Genomic DNA, 17,754 nt, shown 5'->3' with positions numbered 1-17,754 from the left:
GGAAGAGGAGCGGATGTCGATCACGAGTCATGACGTGGCCCGGCTCGCCGGGGTCTCGCAGCCGACCGTTTCCCGGGCGCTGCGCGGGGACCACCGGGTTTCGGAGGCCACCCGCACCCGCGTGCGCGAGGCGGCGGACGCGCTCGGCTACGTGCCGAGCGAAGCCGGCCGGAGCCTGGCGACCCGGTCGACGCACTGCGTCGGCGTGGTCGTCACGGATCTGACCAACCCGTTCTACCCGCATCTGATCGGGCCGCTGCACGACACGCTCGAACAGCACGGCTACCGGATGATGCTCTTCGCCGAGCGCAGCGAGGCCGCGCTGGAGACCGAGCGGCTGCTCGACCGGTCGATCGACGGGGTGGTGCTCACCACCGCGGTGATCGGCTCCGGCCTTCCGGCCGAACTCACCCGGCGCGGGCTGCCGTTCGTCTTCCTCAACCGGGAGACCGGCGCCGGCAACGCGGACGCCGCGGTGGTGGACAACGAGGCGGGCGGGCGGCTGGTCGCCGAGGAACTGCTGCGGCTGGGCCACACCGACATCGCGCTGATCGGCGGCCCGTCCGAGACGACGACCGGACGCGACCGCGAGCTCGGCTTCCGGATCGGGCTGTCCGAGGCGGGCGTCGGCCTGCCGCGCCGCCGCGTCCGGCAAGGCCCGTTCGACCACGGCACCGGGTACGAGGGACTGCTCGACCTGATGGCGGAAAGCCCCCGGCCCACCGCGGTGTTCTGCGGCAACGACGTCATCGCGATCGGCGCGATCAACGCGGCCCGGCGCCTCGGCATCGACATCCCGGGCGACCTCACCGTGATCGGGTTCGACGACCTGCCGATGGCCTCCTGGGAGACCTTCGATCTGACGACCGTGCGCCACGACTTGGACGGCATGGCCAAGGCCGCGGCGGCCCTGCTGGTCGACCGCCTCGCCGGAAACAGCGAAGCACCGCGGCGCACCGTGTTCGCCCCGTCGCTGGTGCCCCGGGGAACGCACGCGCCGCGGTGAACCCCGCGCCCGCCGCGGCGGCGGACGCGGGGCCCCGGCAGGTCACCGGGCGTATTTGTCCGCCGAGAGGTCGCTGCGGTAGGTCTCCTTCATGAACACCGTGATCACCACGAGTGCGAGCACCGCCGCGGCGGCCAGGTACATCCACACCGCGTAGATCGTGCCGGACTCCGCCACCAGCAGCGTGGCGACGAACGGCGTGATGCCCATGAAGATCGAGAACGAGCAGTTGTAGGCGATCGAACTCGCGCTGAACCGGGTCCGGGTCGCGAACATCTCCGCCGCGCACACGGTGACGATGCCGGTCAGGAAGAACTCCGGGACCAGGTAGATCAGCTGGCTCGCCACGGCGGCCCCGAACGTGCCCGCCTCGCCCACCTTGAACGCCAGCGGCACCAGCACGATGCAGCACACCGCCCCGGCGATGAGCATCGGCTTGCGCCCGATCCGGTCGGAGATCGCGCCGGCGAGCGGCAGCAGCGGGATCAGCACCGCGACCGAGATCATGTTCGACAGCCACGCCGCGGACTTCGGCAGGTGCAGCGTTTCGGACAGGTACTCCGGGTAGAAGGTGACCCAGGTGTAGGACAGGATCGCGAGCATGATCGACGCGCCGCAGAACACCAGGATCGGCCGCCACTGGGAACGCAGCGCCTCGCGCAGCGGCGCCGCGACGACGTTCGTGCCGTGTTCGGTGGCGGCGACGAATTCCGGGGTCTCGTCGAGCCGGCTGCGCAGCCAGACTCCGATCGCGCACAGCGGAAGCACTGCCAGGAACGGGATCCGCCAGCCCCAGCTGTGCAATGCCGCGTCGCTGAACAAGGCGCTCATCAGCGCTGCCGTGCCTGCCCCGGCGAGGATGCCGAGGAAGCAGCTGTTCGACGCGAACGACGTGTAGAACCCGCGCCGGCGCGGCTCGGCCCACTCGACCACGAACGCGACCGCGCCGACGTACTCCCCTCCCGCGACCATGCCTTGCACCACCCGCAGCACGAGCAGGATCAGCGGAGCCGCCAGCCCGATCTGGCCGTACGTGGGAAGCACGCCGATCGCCGCCGTGGACACGCCCATGAACAGGACCGTCCACAACAGCACCCGCTTGCGCCCCAGCCGGTCTCCCCACCGGCCGAGGAGGGTGCCGCCGAGCGGGCGCACCAGGCAGGCGATCGCGATCACCGCGTACGCGCTGAGCACGCTGGCGGTGTGGTCGCTGGCCGGGAAGAAGGACCCGGCGAGCACCGGGGCCATGTAGCCGTAGAGCCCGTAGTCGAACTGCTCGACGAAGTTCCCGATGCTGCCGGCGAGGACGACCTTGCGGATCGCCTTCCGACGTCCGGTCGCCTCGGCCGTCGCGGCCGCGGTCGGCGTGACGGTGGACATGACACCTCCAGTGGCGTCTCACAACGGCTCAGCCGTCTGCATACGTATGGATGGCAACTTAAGTGGCCCGGGTCACCGGGTCAAGACCGCCACTGCCGCGAATTTTGCCGAGGTCACGCGCGGAAGATCAGCCGCGGCCACGGTTCGGCGGCTGCTCTTGCCCGGAGCAATGCATACGGATACAGTGCCCAGCGCACGTTGCCAGCCGAGAAAGGAACCCGCCATGCCGCTCGACCCGGTCGCCTACCAGCCCTACGCGGACCCGGACGATTTCATCCGCGAGGTCACCGACCGGATCTGGGTGCAGCGCGACATCTCCTACATCGTCGACAACTACGAACCCGACTCGATTGTGCACGGCGGCCTCGGCACCGTGACCGGGCGGGACGGCGTGATCGAGGGCAGCCTGATGCGGATCGCGCAGGTGCCGCAGCACGTGGGCCAGGCCGAGGACGTCGTCTGGGAGGCCCGCGGCGACGACGCCTTCCTCAGTTCGCACCTCGTCTTCTCCGCCGACACGCACCTCGTGGCGGGCCGGCCGGTGCCGATCCGCAAGCGCACCATCGCGAACTGCCTGTACCGGCGTGGCCGCATGGTCGAGGAATGGGTCGTCCGCGACGACCTCGCGGACTGCCTGCAACTCGGCCTCGACCCGGCCGAGGTCGCGCGCGGGCTGCGGTTCCGCGGTTACGAGGGATCGATGACGAAACCGGCGCCCGCCGACGTCCTGGCCGTCGGCGACAGCGGCCCGCGCGCGGACGACTACCGGCCCGAATGCGAAATGGTGCTGGAATTCGTCGAAGAGGTCTGGAACGCGCGGTGCCTGCACAAGGTCACCGACTTCATGCACCGGGACCTCTTCCTGCACACCGTCGGCGACCGCACGGTCCTCCGCCCGGACGGCTACCAGAAGGACCTGCTCGCCCAGATCGCGCCGTTCCCGGACGCCCGCTTCGAGATCCGCGACGTGCAGGCCAACTACGCCGAGCGGTACGCGGGACTGCGCGTCGCCGTGCTCTGGGTCATGCGGGGCGAGTACCGCGGGGTCGCCGATTTCGGGCCGTTGACCGGCAAACCGGTCGACCTGCTCGGCGTTTCGCAGTTCCTCGTCCAGAACGGCCGGATCGTCCGCGAGGTCCGGGTCTTCGACCAGATCTCGCTGCGGGCGCAGATCAACGGCCACGAAAGCTCGTTCGCCGACACCAACATCTACTGAGCGCGGCGGGACGTCCGTCCGCTTAGGATCGGCCGATGGAGCAGGAGTCCCGCGACGGCGACCGGGTGACCCTGAACCAGCTCCGGGCGTTCGTCGCGGCCGAAAGCCAGGGCTCGTTCACCCGGGGCGCGGCCCAGCTCGAGGTCTCCCAGGCCTCGATGTCGGAGATGATCCGCAGGCTGGAGGAAGAACTCGACGCGGTGCTCTTCCATCGCGGCGCCCGGCGGCTGACGCTGACCGCGGCCGGCGAGGAACTGCTGCCGTTCGCGCGGCGCGCGGTCCACGCGGCCGACGAAGGGGTCCGCGCGGTGCAGTCGCTGGGCTCGCTCGGCGGCGGCACCGCCACCTTCGGCGTCCTGCGCAACGCGGACTACTACCTGCTCGGCAATCTCGCGCAGACCTTCCACCGCCGGTATCCGTCGGTCAAGGTCCGGCTGGTCGGGCAGAATTCCGCGGAGACCGCGGACGCGATCCGGGCGGGCGACATCGAAGCCGGGCTCATCGTGCTCCCGGTCGACGACGAGGGACTGGACATCACCCCGCTGATGCGGGACGAGGTGCTCTACGTGAGCGCCGATCCGGCCGCGGCCGCGGAACCGGTGAGCATCCGGCGTTTCGCGGCCGCGCGACTGGTCCTCTACGACGCCCGCTACGGCTGGCGCGATCCCACCCGCCGCCAGCTCGCCGACCGGGCGCAGCTGGCCGGCGTGCGCATCGAACCGGTCTTCGAGATCGAGCACGTGGAAGCGGCCCTGAAACTGGTCGCCGACGGGGCGGGCGACACCATCGCCAGCACCGCGGTGGTCCGCAGCGCCGCCTTCCCGCCGGGTCTGCACACGGCTCCGTTCGAGGAGCCGCTGTTCGACACGATCGCCATCGCCCGCAAACGCGGCCGTCCGCTGTCGCGCGCCACCCGGGAGCTGGCCCGGCTGGCCGAGGACGCGGTCAGCGACGCGCGCGGCCCGGCTGCCGCCCGGCCCAAGCAGACCCGAGGCTGACCCGGGTCCGGTGTGGACAGTTCCGCTTTTGTCCATAGTGGACATTTTGCCCTCGCTGGCATAGGGCAAACCGATGGTTCGCCCAGGATCGCACCCTCTAGTCCGGGGGCCGGATCGCGCTTACCGTCTCGTGCCATGCAAATCACTCCCTCCGAGGCAGCCCAGCTCGGCCCGCTGACCTGGCTCAAGAAGCCCGCCGTGGACGGACCGCCCGCCCAGCGCGACCCGCGCGTCGTCGAACGCGTCAGCGAAATGCTGCGCGACATCGAACGCGGCGGTCTCACCGCGGTGCGGCGCTACTCCGAGGACCTCGACGGCTGGACCGGCGCGCTCGAACTCGGCCGCGACGAACTGCGCCGCTCCGGCGACCAGCTCCCCGCCGACCTGCGCGCGGCGCTCGAACTCGGCCACGAACGCACCCACCGCTTCGCGGCCGCCCAGCGCGAGCACCTGACGGACTTCGAACTCGAACTGGCCGACGGGGTCGTCTGCGGACAGCGCTACGTGCCGGTCAGCCGGGTCGGCGCGTACCTGCCCGCTGGCCGATTCCCGTTGCTGGCCAGTGCGTTCATGACGGTCGGGGTCGCCAAGACGGCCGGCGTGCCGTCCGTTCTCGCGTGCACTCCCCCGTCGGGCGAGCACGGCGCGCACCCGGCGGTCCTGTACGGCGCCTACCTGTCCGGCGCGGACCGGGTCTTCGCGCTCGGCGGCGTCCAGGCGCTGGGCGCGATGGCGTTCGGACTGCTGGACGAGGCCCCGGTGGACATGCTCGTCGGCGCGGGAAACGCCTACGTGACCGAAGCGAAGCGGCAGCTGTTCGGCCGGGTCGGCATCGATCTGCTGGCCGGACCGTCCGAAGTGGCCGTGCTCGCGGACGAGACCGCCGACCCCGACTGGGTCGCCGCCGACCTCCTCGGGCAGGCCGAGCACGGCCCCAACTCGCCCGCCGCGCTCGTGACGACCTCCGAGGAACTCGGCCGCCAGGTCGTCGCCGCGATCGAACGCAGGCTGGCGACGCTGGCCACCCGCGAGGTCGCCGGCCCGGCGTGGCGCGACTTCGGGTCGGTCGTCGTCGCGCGCGACAGCGCCCAGGCCGCCGCGGTCAGCGACGTCTGGGGTCCCGAGCACCTGGAAATCCAGACCGCCGACGACGACTATTACCTCAAGACGCTCACCAACTACGGCTCGCTGTTCCTCGGCCGGTGGAGCACGGTCGCCTACTCCGACAAGGGAATCGCGGGCACCAACCACGTCCTGCCGACCGGCAAGACGTCGCGCTACAACGCCGGGCTGTCGGTGTCGCGGTTCCTCAAGCCGCTCACCTACCAGCGCGCCGCGAAGGAAGGCACCGCGGCGCTGGCCCCTGCCGTGGAACGGATCTCCGCGTTCGAGGGCCTGGCCGCGCACGAGGCCACCGCCACCGTCCGCATCGAACACCTCGGCAGGCATTCCGGTGCGTTCGACGGCACTCCCGCCGTCGACCGGGCCTGAGCCCGCTTCCCGGGCCGGACCGCGTCCGCCGGTCCGGCCCGCCGCCCCCTGCCGCTCCCCGGCACCGAAAACCAGACAGAGGCTGAGGACATGTCCGCACCCGCCAACGGAAACCAAGCCGCGGCCGCACCGGAAAAACTGCGGCGAGAACTCAAAGTCACGGACGCGGCCGCGTTCTCCGTGGGTCTCATCGGCCCGGTCGGCGCGATGGCGCTGCTCGGCGTGGGAGCGGCCGGGCTGCTCGGCGAAGGAGCCACCTGGGCCTTCGTCTTCGCCATCCTCGGAGTTTCGCTTGTCGGCTACGGATTCGTGAAGCTGTCTCAGCACATCTCGCACACCGGATCCGTCTACGCACTGGTCGGCCGCACGCTCGGCCCGCGCGCCGGGTTCGTCGCCGGCACCGCGCTGTTCACCGCGTACGCGACCATCGGCACCGGCTCGACCGCCGAAATCGCCTTGTTCTTCAACAAAGTCCTCAGCCAGCTGGGCCTGGCCAGTGCCGGGTCGGCCGAATGGATCTGGACCGCGCTGGTGGCGCTGGTCCTGGTCGTCGCGCTGTCGCTGAGCGAAATCCGGGTCATCACGCGGATCCTGCTGATCTGCGAACTGGCCGGGGCCGCACTGGTCGGCCTGCTCAGCATCGTGATCATCGCGCGGGTCGCGACGGGCCACGGCCCGCACGGGCAGACGTTCAGCTGGAATTTCCTGCACCTGCCCGCCGGAACCGGAGTGGGCACGATCGCCGGCGCCGCGGTGTTCGGATTCCTCGCGTTCGCCGGGTTCGAGGGCGCCGCGTCGCTCGGCGAGGAGACGATGAACCCCAAGCGGGAAATCCCCCGGGCGCTGAAGATCACCATCGCGGTGGTGGGCGTGTTCTTCCTGCTCGCCATCGCCGGGCAGGCGCTCGGCTACGGCACCGGGCCGGACGGGGTGAAAGCCTTCGCCGCGGCCGAAGACCCGTACGGCGATCTGGCTGGTCAGTATCTCGGCAGTGCGATGGGCGTCCTGCTGAACCTGGTCGCCAGCGTCAGCCTGTTCGCGATCACCCTCGGCACCGTCAACGGCGCCGCGCGGGTCGGCTACGCGCTGCTCCGCGACGCCGGAGTCCCCGGACCGGTCGCGCGGCTGACCAAACGCGGGGCCCCGGTCGGCACGATCGTCGTGACCAGCGTCCTGATCCTCTGCTTCGCCGTCGGGCAGCGGCTGGCCGGCACCGGGGTCCTGGACGCGACTTTCTACTGGCTCACCATCGGAACCATCGCCCTGCTCGTGGCTTATGCCATGGCCACCGTCGGCGCGTTCCGCTTTCTTTTCCTCAGCGGGAAGCCGAAAGCGCCCCGCTGGCAGGCGGTCGTCCCGGTGCTCGCGCTCGCCTTCATCGCCTACACCATTTTCAAGAACGTGGTGGGCGTGTCGGGCCCGTACCGGTTCTTCCCGTACATCATTCTCGGAGTCCTCGTCGTCGCGACCGTCGTCGTGGCCGCGGTGCCCGGCTTAGCCGAGCGGGTCCGGACGCAGATCGCCGAGCCGGGAGACAGCGAATGACCAGGATCGTCTGCGCGCAACTCGCCCCGCAGGTCGGCCGCCTCGCCGAAAACCACCGGCAGATCGTCCGCACGATCAGCGAAAACACGACCGCCGACATCCTCGTGCTGCCGGAACTGGCGACGAGCGGATACGTCTTCGAGTCGCCCGCCGAGGCGCGGGAGTGCGCGATCCCGTCTGATGACCCGATGATCGCCGAGTGGGCGGCCGCGATCGACGGCGACTCGGTAGTCGTGTGCGGATACGCAGAACGCGGCCCGGACGGTGCTCTTTACAACAGCGCGGTGCTGTTCGATGCCACCGGTGTCCTGGCCCGCTATCGCAAAACCCATTTGTGGGACCGGGAAAAGCTGTTCTTCACCCCCGGAAGCCAGCCGCCGCCAGTCACCACCACCCGCTTCGGCCGGATCGCGGTGATGATCTGCTACGACCTCGAGTTCCCGGAGTACACCCGCCGGTCCGCTCTCGAGGGCGCCGATGTGATCGCGGTCCCGACCAACTGGCCCGAAGTCCCCCGTCCCGAGGGTGAGCGACCGCCGGAGGTAGTCATCGCCCAGGCGGCCGCGCGAGTCAACCGAGTCGCCATCGCGTGCTGCGACCGCTCCGGGCTTGAACGCGGTCAGCGGTGGACGGAGGGAACGGCAATCGTCGACCACGACGGCTGGGTCGCCGCCGTCGCGGGAGAGGACGGGCGGGCTTGCTGGGAGACCGAGCTTTCCGCGGGGCGGGACAAGAACATCAGTACCCGCAACCATCTATTCGGGGACCGGAGGACCGATTTGTACGGGCCGCCGCACTGATTTCCGGGGGGTTCTCCGGCGCGGGCGTCACGATCACCTGAGTTTCTGGCAGCCTGGTCGCATGACCACCGCTGACGACCTCGCCGCGCCGCTGCAACTCCTCGTAGGCCGCGAGATCAGCGCGGTCTGCTTCGTCCGCGACTACGTCGAACTGCACTTCGACGGACCCGTCCTGCGGGCTCTCACCAACCCGTTCGGTCTGTATGGCTGCCGCGGGTGGCGCTTTCCGGAAGGACAGTCGCCGGTCGTCATGCTTTCCTACATCGGCACAGTGATCGACCACTGCGAACTGGTCCCCGATCGCTACCTCGCGGTGGACTCCGGCGAACACCGCTTCGCCATCCCGCTGGACGAAGACTCGCGCACCGGCCCCGAGGCCGCCCACCTCGTCGGCATCGACGAAAGCGGCTGGACGGACTCACGACAGCTATGGATTTGGTAGCCCGAACTCCGAAAATAGTTCAAGACCTATGCCGATCAGGCGTCGCCCAGAAAGCCGGGGCGGCCAACTCCAGCCAGCACGCGCGGCAAGCCGGAAATCGCACACGGCCCCCTGATCACGCGAAACCACCCCTATCCTCGCCCCCTCCCGCGGCAGTGAACGCGATCCTAGACGGCGTTCACCGCCACCCTTTGGAGGGAAACGTGCACAGATACCGGTTACTAGGCAGCGCCTTGCTGATCGCGGCGGCCTTGCTCGTCCCGACCTCGACCGCGTCCGCGGCGGCTTGCAGTTGGCGGGCGACGGCGCTTCCCGTGCCGGGCCAGGGCGGGATGCCGACCGCGACCGATCACCAGGGCGGCTTTTCCGGCGTCGCCGACATCGGCGGGCGGCAGCGGCCGGTTGCTTGGAAGAACGGTGCGTACTCCGTCTTCACCGTGATGAACGACGTGCTCAGCTACGAGGTGGCCGACGAAAACCGCGCGGGCACGATCGTCGGTACTGCCCGGGTCAGTTTCCCGGGGGTCTCGGTGAGCACGGCGTTCCGCTCCCGGGGCGACGTGCTGGAGGAGTTGCCGAAGCTGGGGAACAACACCAAGGCCGCGGCGCTCGGCATCAACGACGCGGGCGACATCACCGGCTACGTCTGGGGCGACAGCAGCGGCCTGACCACGGTGGTGCGCTGGCCCGCCGCGCAACCGGGCACCGTCACCGCGCTTCCCGGGCTGGCTCCGGACCGCACCCAGCCCCAGGCGGTCGACGAGGACGGCTCGGTCCTGCTGCTGCGCGACTCCGGTCTCGCGATCTGGCGGGTGGGCACGATCACCCCGCTCGGTACCCTGCCGGGCCTGCAGTTCCCCGACGGCACGGCGTTCTCCAACGGGCGCGTGGTCGGCAACGCCAGCTACAACAACAAGCCGGTCGGCGTCTATTGGGACCAGCAGGGCGCCGCGCACGTGCTGCCCGGCTCGAGCTACAACCTGTCCAACGGCAACCCGCAGCTCACCCTCAACCGGGACGGTCTGATCACCGGCCGGATCGACGTGGCGCACGGCGGCAACGACTCCAAGGGCACCGGCTACGGCGTGTGGCGGCAGGGCGCGTGGGTGTCGAACTTCGGCGACATTACGCGCGACCTCCCGTCCCGGATCGGCGACGACGGCACGGTGGCCGGGGCGCGCATGGACGCCGACGGGATCTACCACCCGTATGTCTGGCGCTGTTCCTGATCGAGGTCCTCAGGCAGTGGTTCCGCAGCACACCGACGCCCGGTCGCCTTCCCCAGGCGGCCGGGGCCGGACGGCTCGCATAGCCCGGCCGCGAACGGGTACCCCTCCCGAGTACCGCGGTTTCCCGGCGACGGTCAGGAGGGCTCCATGCTGGCACTGCTCGGTCTGCTTCTGGTGATCTGGCTGGTGTGCATCGTGCTCGGGGTGGTGATCAAAGGCCTGTTCTGGCTCGTCGTCGTGGGCGCGGTCCTGTTCCTGGCGACCGCCGCGGTCGGCTTCGTGAAGCGGGCCGCGCTCGGCCGGGGTCGGTAACCCGTCCGCGGGCGGTTCAAACCTGGGCCCGGAGAGACGATCGCAACACCGCTCGGGGCGTCGGTCGGCTTAGGCTGAGGGCATGGCCGACACGACACCGCCGACTCCGCAGGAAGCGTTCGACCTGCTGATGGCAGGCAACCACCGCTTCGTCACCAGCGCCCCGGAGCACCCCAACCAGGACGCTGCCCGCCGCGCGGCGATCGCGCCGAACCAGCATCCGTTCGCGGTCCTGTTCGGGTGTTCCGATTCGCGCCTCGCCGCCGAGATCATCTTCGACCGCGGCCTCGGCGACCTGTTCGTCGTGCGCACCGCGGGCCAGGTGATCGGCGGGGAGGTGCTCGGCAGCATCGAGTACGGCGTCGACCTGCTGGACTGCCCGCTCGTCGTCGTGCTCGGCCACGATTCGTGCGGTGCTGTCGGCGCGGCCCGGGCCGCCCTCGAAGACGGGCTCGCGCCGGTCGGCTACGTCCGCGACGTCGTCGAGAAGGTGACGCCCAGCGTCCTCGCCGCGCGGGCCGCGGGCCGGGTCGAGCCGCACGAGATTCTGGCCGAGCACGTCAAGCACACCGTCGACCTGCTGCTGGACCGCTCCCGCGTGCTCGCCGACCGGGTCGCGGACGGCCGGGCCGCGGTCGTCGGCCTGCGTTACCGGCTGGCCGACGGCAGCGCCGAGGTCGTGGCCGCGCACGGCGTCGACGTCTCCGCCGCCAAAGCGGTGTCCTAGCCCCGCGCACTTCGGCCGCGGAACCGGAACAGCGTTCCGGGGCTACCGTGGCCGAAGCGCACGGTGAGGACACCAGGAGGCAGTGCATGCCCGGGCAACCCTTCGCAGGACTCCAGCTCGACGGCACACTGACCACCGACCCACCCGAAATCGCCTACGCCGCTGCCGACTTCGGCGGCATCGTCTCCCGTCCCCCGCTGGCGGTCGCCCGGGTCAGCTCGTGCCGAGATGTCAGCGCGGTCCTCCGCTTCGCCGCGGAGCACGGCCTTTCCGTCACGCCACGAGGACAAGGCCACACCGGCATGGGCCAGGCTCAGGCCGCTTCCGGGATCGTGCTCGACCTCAGTGGCCTCAGTACCGTGCACGACATCAGCGAGGACCGCGTAGTCGTCGACGCCGGTACGACCTGGGCCGAACTCCTGGCGGCCACGCTCCAGCACGGGTTGGCTCCCCGCGTCCTCACGGACTACCTCCACCTCTCCGTCGGCGGGACGTTGTCCGTCGGCGGAATCGGCGGCACGAGCCACCGGTACGGGGTGCAGACCGACAACGTGCTGTCCCTCGACGTCGTCACCCGCGACGGGGCACTCCGGACCTGTTCCCCGACCCAAGCGCCGGACCTCTTCGCAGCGGTGCTCGCCGGGTTCGGCCGAGACGGGGTGATCGTGCGCGCGACCATTCCGCTCATTCCCGCGCCGGCGCGGGTGCGGCGAGTCAAGATCTACTACCCGACTGCGGCCGAACTTCGCGCGCAGCAACGAAAACTCCTCCGCGAGCGCCGGTTCGACTTTCTCCAAGGACAGATCATCCCGGGCGACGCGGGCTGGCTCCATCTGCTCGACGTCGCCGCTTTCTCCACTCCGTCCGCGGAACCGGACGACGCCTTGCTCGACGGCCTCGGTTTCGACGCGGCTAGGGACAAAATCGAAGACCTCAGTTATGCGGAGTTCGCCACCCGGCTTGACGAAACCGTCGTTTATCTCGAATCCACCGGCGAATGGCGTTCGCCGCATCCGTGGGCGAACCTGTTTCTGCCCGGCCACGCCGTCGACACTTTCGTCGACGGGATCATGTCCGACCTCACGCACGCCGACCTGGGAGATTCCGGGCTGATCCTGACCTACCCCGTTCCCGCGGACGTGCTCACCACGCCCCTCTTCCGGGTGCCGGACGCGCCGACGATCTTCCTCGTCGCGGCACTCCGCTACGCAAGGACCGAAGCGATCGCCGAGCAGATGGTGGAGAGCAATCGCCGCTGGTACGACGCGGCGGTGAAACTCGGCGGCACTAGTTATCCAGTCGGCGCAATTCCCTTCACGGAGAACGATTGGCGGAATCATCTCGGTGAAGCGGAGTAGCAGCAAGCCGGAAACCGGGACTCATCGGGCAATGAATCGGCCCGTTCCTCCGTCGCTCACGAGTCCCTGACACTCGCTCGGCACCCTCTCGCGCATGACTTTCCTTCGCACGGCCCTCGCCGCATTGGTGCTGGCCACGGTGACCATCGCGGCACCGCAAGCAGGAGCAGAAACCGGACAGGGCGTCGGCGTCGTCGAGTACAACCTCGGCGATCAGGCCTTCCACGATCCGACCGTGTCGGTGCCGATGGAACTGGCCGCCGTCGTGCACTATCCGCGCGATCTCGGCGGACGGCCGCATCCGTTGATCGTGCAGGAGCACGGCAGCTGGTGGAGTTGCGTGGACCCGGTCGCGAAGACCCCGGGAGGCGACTGGCCCTGTCCGCCGGGACAGCGGTCGCTGCCGAGTTTCCGCGGCTACGACTACCTCGGCGAGAAGCTGGCCGAGCGGGGCTTCATCGTGGTGTCGATCAGCGCCAACGCCATCAACGCGCATCTGCTCGGCGACGAGGGCTACTACTCGCGCGCGCATCTGGTCAACAGGCATCTGGAGCTGTGGCGCGACCTCGCCCGCGGCGAGGGACCGCTGGCCCGCACGCTCGGCCGGTTCCGCGGGCACGTCGACCTCTCCCGGGTCGGGACGATGGGGCATTCCCGCGGCGGAAAGGGCGTCATGTGGCAGGCTTCCGACAAGCACACGCCCGAATGGCCCGCCGGGGTCCGGATCCGCGCGGTCGTCCCGCTCGCGCCGGTCTATTTCAATTCCACTGAGGACGACAACAGCGACGTGCTGGTCACCCGGGTGCCGTTCAAGGTGGTCGTCGGCACCTGCGACGGCGCGGTCCGCACCGTGGGCCTGCAGTACGTCAAGGACGCCGAAGGACGCAACCCCGACATCAGTTCGGTGACGCTGACCGGGGCCAACCACAACTTCTTCAACACCGAATGGTCCCCCGGCAAGATCGGCGGCGAGGACGACGCGCCCGCGGACTGCGTCGGCAAACTGTCTCCGGGACAGCAGCGCGGCGACGCCATCCGCGAAATCGTGTCGTTCTTCGCCAGCCGCCTGCGGTGATTGACGCGAAACCGGGTTACCGGGCGGTCAGAGCAGGCCCGCCTCGTCCGGCGTGACCTCGCAGGTGCGTTCGCGGCCCAGCGGTGCCGACACCGACGTGACCGTGCCGGTGCCGCAGCCGCGCCAGGCCACGGTGACGCCTTGCGGCTCGTCGCGGCTCGACCCGATCTGTCCCTGCGCCGCGGTTTCGGCGGGACCGACGTGATACGTGCGGATGTCGTCCTGGTCGGTGCCGTCGACCCTGGTGACTTCGTAGGCGAAGATCGCGACGCGCTGTCCGGCGGCCGGGAAATCCGGCGGCCACGGATTGTCGAAGAGTCCGCCGCTCGGGGTGCCGAGGGTTTTCGCGGTGATCTGGTTCATCGTCAGTTCCTTTGAGAGTGGGCTTGAGTGTCGACGCGCAGCGCTTGCATCGCGGTGACCAGTTCGGCCACGTCGCGCGGGTCGGTCAGCGACCGGTTGGTGAGTTCCCGGATCCGCCGCAGCCGATAGCGGACGGTGTTGGCGTGACAGTGCAAGATCTGCCCGGCGCGTTCAGAAGAGCCGCCGCCGGAGAAGTAGGCCTCGAGGGTCTCCAGGAGGAGATCTCGTTCGTCGGCGGGCAAATCCAGGACCGGGCCGAAGACCTGGTCGCCGAGCCGACGGCCCTCGTCGGGGTCGTAGGCGACGAGCGCGGCCAGCGGACTGGGATCGAACGCGCGGACCTCGACGCGTTCGGGCGGTCCGCTGGCAAGTGCGGTCCGCGCCAGGTGCAGCGCGCGCGGAGTGTCGGCGAGCGATGTGTACAGCGGGCTGACGCCGGTGCGGGTCAGCGCCACCTCATTGAGCACCGCCAGCACCGCGCGGTATTGCTCGTCGCGCAACGAAACCAGCCCGGCTTGCCAGGCCGGAGTGAGCTGCCACGCCGACACGATGCCGAGCTGCCCGAGCCGCCGTTCGATGCCGACCAGGCTCTCCTCGGCCAGCCCGCGCGTCTCGGCCGCGACGACGGCGAGTTTGCCGTCGGGAGGCAGGCCGAGCAGGCGCCCGGCTTCCCACGGTCCGGCGCCGGAGAGACGCTGGCCGGTGAACAACGCCTCGGCCAACGCGGAGCGACGCCGTTGCTGGGCAACGAGAAGCTCCGCGCTCGCCGTCCGGTAAGCCTCGGTCACGTGCACCGCGTGCTCGTCGGTGACCTGCCAGAGCAGGCTGGCCGCGTCGATCAGCACGTCGGTGCTGCCGGTCTCGCGAGCGTGCCCGGCCAGCAGGTCCCACAGCATCGCGGTGCCGATCCGGTACACCTGCAGCACCTCCGGCAGCGGCGCGCCCTGGTGCGCGCGCCTGCTGCCGGTCTCCTGCGGTGCGCCCTGGTCCGGGTCCTCGATCCCGCCGAGCGCGTCGACCAGGAACCGCACGTTGACCGCGACCGAACGGTGCAGGTCCGCGCGCGGCACGATCTTCTCGTCGCGGTAGAGGTCGATCCGCTCGCACACCGTCGCGCAGATGTCCTCGATCAGCCGCGGCAGCCGTTGCCGGACCCACGCGACGAGCTCGCCGGCGGTCATCGGATCACGCCGCTGCCGCGTGGTCCCGGCACGTCACGGTGAGCACGCCGTTGTCGAGGCTGACGTCGATGACCGTGTTGTCGTGCGCTTCGCCGCCGAGCAGCGCGCGCCCGATCCGGGTCTCGACCTCGCGGGCGAGGAACCGGCGCAGCGGCCGGGCGCCGTACACCGGGTCGAAGCCCTGTTCCGCGATGAAACGCAGCGCCTTGTCGGACACCTCCAGCGTCATGTTCTGCTCGGCGAGCCGCTTGCGCAGTTCGCCCAGCATCAGTTCGACAACCCGTTCGATCTCCGGCAGCGTCAGCGGTTTGAACAGCACGATGTCATCGATGCGGTTGAGGAACTCCGGCCGGAAGTGGCCGCGCAGCGCCGCCATCACCTCGTCGCGCGCGGACTCGGTGATCTCGCCCTCGGCATTGACGCCGTCGAGCAGGAAATGCGCGCCGATGTTGGAGGTCATGATGATCACCGTGTTGCGGAAATCGACCGTGCGGCCCTGCGAATCGGTCAGCCGTCCGTCATCGAGCACCTGCAGCAGCGTGTTGAACACGTCCGCGTGCGCCTTCTCGATCTCGTCGAACAGCACCACCGAATACGGCTTGCGCCGCACGGCCTCGGTGAGCTGGCCGCCCTCGTCGTAGCCGACGTACCCGGGCGGCGCGCCGACGAGCCGCGAGACCGTGTGCCGTTCCTGGTACTCGCTCATGTCGATCCGGACGATGTTGTCCTCGGTGTCGAACAGATCCGCGGCGAGCGCCTTCGCCAGTTCGGTCTTGCCGACCCCGGTCGGGCCCAGGAACAGGAACGACCCGATCGGACGGCGCGGGTCCTTGATCCGCGACCGTGCCCGGATGATCGCGTCCGCGACCAGCTGCACCGCCTCGTCCTGCCCGATCACGCGCTCGTGCAGCAGTTCGTCCAGGCGCAGCAGCTTCTCCCGCTCGCCCTCCTGCAGCCGGCTGACCGGAATGCCGGTCCAGCGCGACACGACCGCCGCGATCTCCTCCTCCGTCACGACCTCGCGCAGCAACCGGGTGCCCGCCTGCCGCGTGGCGAGCAGTTCTTCCTCGCCCACCAGGCGACGCTCCAGCTCGGGAAGCTTGCCGTGGCGCAGTTCGGCGGCCTTGTTCAGGTCGTAGGCCCGCTCGGCCGCGTCGGCGTCCCGGCTGACCTGCTCGATCTCCTCCCGCAGCGCCTGCACCTTGTGCAGCGCGGAGCGTTCCGCCTCCCACTGCGTCCGCATCCCGCCCGCCTCGGCGCGCAGATCGACCAGTTCGCGACGCAGTTCTTCCAGCCGGGCGTGACTCGCCGCGTCGGTCTCCTTGGCCAGCGCGGCTTCCTCGATCTCGGTGCGGGTCAGCCGCCGGCTCAGCTCGTCCAGTTCGGCGGGCATCGAGTCGATCTCCGTGCGCAGCATCGCGCACGCCTCGTCCACCAGGTCGATCGCCTTGTCCGGCAGGAACCGGTCCGAGATGTACCGATGGCTCAGCACGACGGCCGCGACCAACGCGCTGTCCTGGATCTTCACGCCGTGGAACACTTCGAGCCGCTCGCGCAGCCCGCGCATGATCGAGATCGCGTCCTCGACCGACGGCTCGTCCACCAGCACCGGCTGGAACCGTCGTTCGAGCGCGGCGTCCTTCTCGATGTACTTGCGGTACTCGTCCGCCGTGGTCGCGCCGATCAGGTGCAGTTCGCCGCGGGCGAGCATCGGCTTGAGCATGTTGCCCGCGTCCATCGCGCCCTCGGTGGCACCCGCGCCGACGACGGTGTGCAGTTCGTCGACGAACAACAGGATCCGTCCCTCGGCCGCGGTCACCTCGTTGAGCACCGCTTTCAGCCGCTCTTCGAACTCGCCCCGGTACTTCGCGCCCGCGACGAGCGCGCCGAGGTCGAGCGAGAAGACCGTCTTGCCTTTGAGGCCTTCCGGCACGTCGCCGCGGTCGATGCGCTGCGCGAGCCCTTCGACGATCGCGGTCTTGCCGACGCCCGGATCGCCGGTGAGCACCGGGTTGTTCTTCGTCTTGCGCGACAGGATCTGGATCACCCGCCGGATCTCCGCGTCGCGTCCGATGACCGGGTCCAGCTTGCCCGCCGCCGCGTCGGCGACGAGGTCGCGACCGTACTTTTCCAAGGCCTCGTAAGCGGATTCCGGCGTCGCCGAGGTAACCCGCTGGTTTCCGCGCACCTTCCGCAGCACCTCCAGGAACTTGTCCCGGGTCAGGCCCGCGCCGCGCAACAGCCGTCCGGCCGCGCTCGAACTCCCCTCCTCCAGCAACGCCGCGACGAGGTGTTCGACGGACACGTAATCGTCCTTCAACCGCCCCGCTTCGCGATCGGCCGCGTCGAGCACGCGGGCCAGCCGGGCGGTCACGCGGGTTTCGCCGGGCGCGACGCCGGGGCCGCTCACCTTGGGACGGCGGCCGAGTTCCGCTTCCAGCTCTTGCCTGAGCCGCGCCGGGTCCGCGCCCGCCTCTTCGAGGAGCCGGGACGCGAGCCCGTCGGGCTGGTCGAGCAGTGCGAGCAGCAGGTGTTCGCCGTCGACCTCCGGCTGGCCGTACTTCAGCGCGGCGGTTTGGGCGGCGTGCAGCGCTTCCTGGGATTTCTGCGTGAGCCGGTTGGGATCCATGG

Annotated in this window: 16 protein-coding genes; 12 read left to right on the top strand and 4 right to left on the bottom strand. The window is 69.9% G+C overall.

Going from position 1 to position 17,754, the window contains the following annotated elements; genetic code table 11:
• Positions 1-13: 13 nt before the first annotated feature.
• On the top strand, positions 14-1,006 hold the full coding sequence (locus EIZ45_RS42450) for a LacI family DNA-binding transcriptional regulator (RefSeq protein ID WP_134669490.1): 993 nt from the start codon (positions 14-16) through the stop codon (positions 1,004-1,006).
• Positions 1,007-1,048: 42 nt separating this feature from the next.
• Here the strand turns inward: EIZ45_RS42450 and EIZ45_RS42445 are convergent, their stop codons facing one another.
• Positions 1,049-2,386, bottom strand: coding sequence for an MFS transporter (locus tag EIZ45_RS42445; protein ID WP_051729784.1), 1,338 nt, complete (start codon positions 2,384-2,386; stop codon positions 1,049-1,051).
• A gap of 223 nt (positions 2,387-2,609) precedes the next feature.
• On the opposite strand from EIZ45_RS42445, the gene EIZ45_RS42440 reads away from it, so the two are divergent.
• From EIZ45_RS42440 to EIZ45_RS42395, 11 genes are all read left to right on the top strand, one after another.
• Positions 2,610-3,602: an ester cyclase gene (locus EIZ45_RS42440; protein ID WP_134669492.1), complete on the top strand. Its 993-nt coding sequence runs from the start codon at positions 2,610-2,612 to the stop codon at positions 3,600-3,602.
• Between the two features lie 35 nt (positions 3,603-3,637).
• A complete protein-coding gene (locus EIZ45_RS42435; RefSeq protein ID WP_134669494.1) occupies positions 3,638-4,600 on the top strand; it encodes a LysR family transcriptional regulator in 963 nt (320 codons plus the stop codon).
• A gap of 135 nt (positions 4,601-4,735) precedes the next feature.
• Positions 4,736-6,091, top strand: coding sequence for a histidinol dehydrogenase (gene hisD, locus EIZ45_RS42430; protein WP_134669496.1), 1,356 nt, complete (start codon positions 4,736-4,738; stop codon positions 6,089-6,091).
• Between the two features lie 90 nt (positions 6,092-6,181).
• The gene (locus EIZ45_RS42425; protein WP_134669498.1) at positions 6,182-7,636 is read left to right on the top strand and encodes an APC family permease; all 1,455 of its coding nucleotides are present in this window, start codon (positions 6,182-6,184) and stop codon (positions 7,634-7,636) included.
• Positions 7,633-8,436 (top strand): nitrilase-related carbon-nitrogen hydrolase, encoded by an 804-nt coding sequence (locus EIZ45_RS42420; protein WP_134669500.1) that lies wholly within the window; start codon positions 7,633-7,635, stop codon positions 8,434-8,436. The genes EIZ45_RS42425 and EIZ45_RS42420 overlap by 4 nt, the downstream gene beginning before the upstream one ends.
• A 61-nt stretch (positions 8,437-8,497) precedes the next feature.
• Positions 8,498-8,878 (top strand): hypothetical protein, encoded by a 381-nt coding sequence (locus tag EIZ45_RS42415; RefSeq protein ID WP_134669503.1) that lies wholly within the window; start codon positions 8,498-8,500, stop codon positions 8,876-8,878.
• A gap of 233 nt (positions 8,879-9,111) precedes the next feature.
• Complete coding sequence (locus EIZ45_RS42410) at positions 9,112-10,107, top strand: hypothetical protein (protein WP_134669505.1); 996 nt, start codon at positions 9,112-9,114, stop codon at positions 10,105-10,107.
• Positions 10,108-10,254: 147 nt separating this feature from the next.
• Positions 10,255-10,419: a hypothetical protein gene (locus EIZ45_RS46340; RefSeq protein WP_093572809.1), complete on the top strand. Its 165-nt coding sequence runs from the start codon at positions 10,255-10,257 to the stop codon at positions 10,417-10,419.
• An 82-nt stretch (positions 10,420-10,501) separates the two neighbouring features.
• The gene (locus tag EIZ45_RS42405; RefSeq protein WP_037820036.1) at positions 10,502-11,146 is read left to right on the top strand and encodes a carbonic anhydrase; all 645 of its coding nucleotides are present in this window, start codon (positions 10,502-10,504) and stop codon (positions 11,144-11,146) included.
• Positions 11,147-11,232: 86 nt separating this feature from the next.
• Entirely contained in the window at positions 11,233-12,504 is a 1,272-nt protein-coding gene (locus tag EIZ45_RS42400) for an FAD-binding protein (RefSeq protein WP_051171872.1), read from the top strand.
• Positions 12,505-12,598: 94 nt separating this feature from the next.
• A complete protein-coding gene (locus EIZ45_RS42395) occupies positions 12,599-13,579 on the top strand; it encodes a hypothetical protein (RefSeq protein WP_051171873.1) in 981 nt (326 codons plus the stop codon).
• A 27-nt stretch (positions 13,580-13,606) separates the two neighbouring features.
• Here EIZ45_RS42395 and EIZ45_RS42390 read toward each other — a convergent pair whose 3' ends face one another.
• The 3 genes from EIZ45_RS42390 to clpB are packed head-to-tail and all read right to left on the bottom strand — an operon-like array spanning position 13,607 to position 17,752.
• A complete protein-coding gene (locus tag EIZ45_RS42390; RefSeq protein WP_134669507.1) occupies positions 13,607-13,942 on the bottom strand; it encodes a hypothetical protein in 336 nt (111 codons plus the stop codon).
• A gap of 2 nt (positions 13,943-13,944) precedes the next feature.
• Entirely contained in the window at positions 13,945-15,123 is a 1,179-nt protein-coding gene (locus tag EIZ45_RS42385) for a CdaR family transcriptional regulator (RefSeq protein WP_134669509.1), read from the bottom strand.
• Positions 15,124-15,127: 4 nt separating this feature from the next.
• The gene (clpB, locus tag EIZ45_RS42380; protein ID WP_134669511.1) at positions 15,128-17,752 is read right to left on the bottom strand and encodes an ATP-dependent chaperone ClpB; all 2,625 of its coding nucleotides are present in this window, start codon (positions 17,750-17,752) and stop codon (positions 15,128-15,130) included.
• Between the last annotated feature and the right edge of the window lie 2 nt (positions 17,753-17,754).

The sequence above is a fragment of the Amycolatopsis sp. CFH S0740 genome (assembly GCF_004522315.1).
GTDB classification, from domain to species: Bacteria; Actinomycetota; Actinomycetes; order Mycobacteriales; family Pseudonocardiaceae; genus Amycolatopsis; species Amycolatopsis nivea.
The sequence above is the reverse complement of the archived record's forward strand: the minus strand, read 5'-3'. Positions and strand labels throughout refer to the sequence as shown.

Excerpts from the sequence above, each read along its gene's own strand:
- EIZ45_RS42450 (WP_134669490.1), top strand. The coding sequence starts at position 14 with ATGTCGATCACGAGTCATGACGTGGCCCGGCTCGCCGGGGTCTCGCAG.
- EIZ45_RS42445 (WP_051729784.1), bottom strand. The coding sequence starts at position 2,386 with ATGTCCACCGTCACGCCGACCGCGGCCGCGACGGCCGAGGCGACCGGA.
- EIZ45_RS42440 (WP_134669492.1), top strand. The coding sequence starts at position 2,610 with ATGCCGCTCGACCCGGTCGCCTACCAGCCCTACGCGGACCCGGACGAT.
- EIZ45_RS42435 (WP_134669494.1), top strand. The coding sequence starts at position 3,638 with ATGGAGCAGGAGTCCCGCGACGGCGACCGGGTGACCCTGAACCAGCTC.
- hisD (WP_134669496.1), top strand. The coding sequence starts at position 4,736 with ATGCAAATCACTCCCTCCGAGGCAGCCCAGCTCGGCCCGCTGACCTGG.
- EIZ45_RS42425 (WP_134669498.1), top strand. The coding sequence starts at position 6,182 with ATGTCCGCACCCGCCAACGGAAACCAAGCCGCGGCCGCACCGGAAAAA.
- EIZ45_RS42420 (WP_134669500.1), top strand. The coding sequence starts at position 7,633 with ATGACCAGGATCGTCTGCGCGCAACTCGCCCCGCAGGTCGGCCGCCTC.
- EIZ45_RS42415 (WP_134669503.1), top strand. The coding sequence starts at position 8,498 with ATGACCACCGCTGACGACCTCGCCGCGCCGCTGCAACTCCTCGTAGGC.
- EIZ45_RS46340 (WP_093572809.1), top strand. The coding sequence starts at position 10,255 with ATGCTGGCACTGCTCGGTCTGCTTCTGGTGATCTGGCTGGTGTGCATC.
- EIZ45_RS42405 (WP_037820036.1), top strand. The coding sequence starts at position 10,502 with ATGGCCGACACGACACCGCCGACTCCGCAGGAAGCGTTCGACCTGCTG.
- EIZ45_RS42400 (WP_051171872.1), top strand. The coding sequence starts at position 11,233 with ATGCCCGGGCAACCCTTCGCAGGACTCCAGCTCGACGGCACACTGACC.
- EIZ45_RS42395 (WP_051171873.1), top strand. The coding sequence starts at position 12,599 with ATGACTTTCCTTCGCACGGCCCTCGCCGCATTGGTGCTGGCCACGGTG.
- EIZ45_RS42390 (WP_134669507.1), bottom strand. The coding sequence starts at position 13,942 with ATGAACCAGATCACCGCGAAAACCCTCGGCACCCCGAGCGGCGGACTC.
- EIZ45_RS42385 (WP_134669509.1), bottom strand. The coding sequence starts at position 15,123 with ATGACCGCCGGCGAGCTCGTCGCGTGGGTCCGGCAACGGCTGCCGCGG.
- clpB (WP_134669511.1), bottom strand. The coding sequence starts at position 17,752 with ATGGATCCCAACCGGCTCACGCAGAAATCCCAGGAAGCGCTGCACGCC.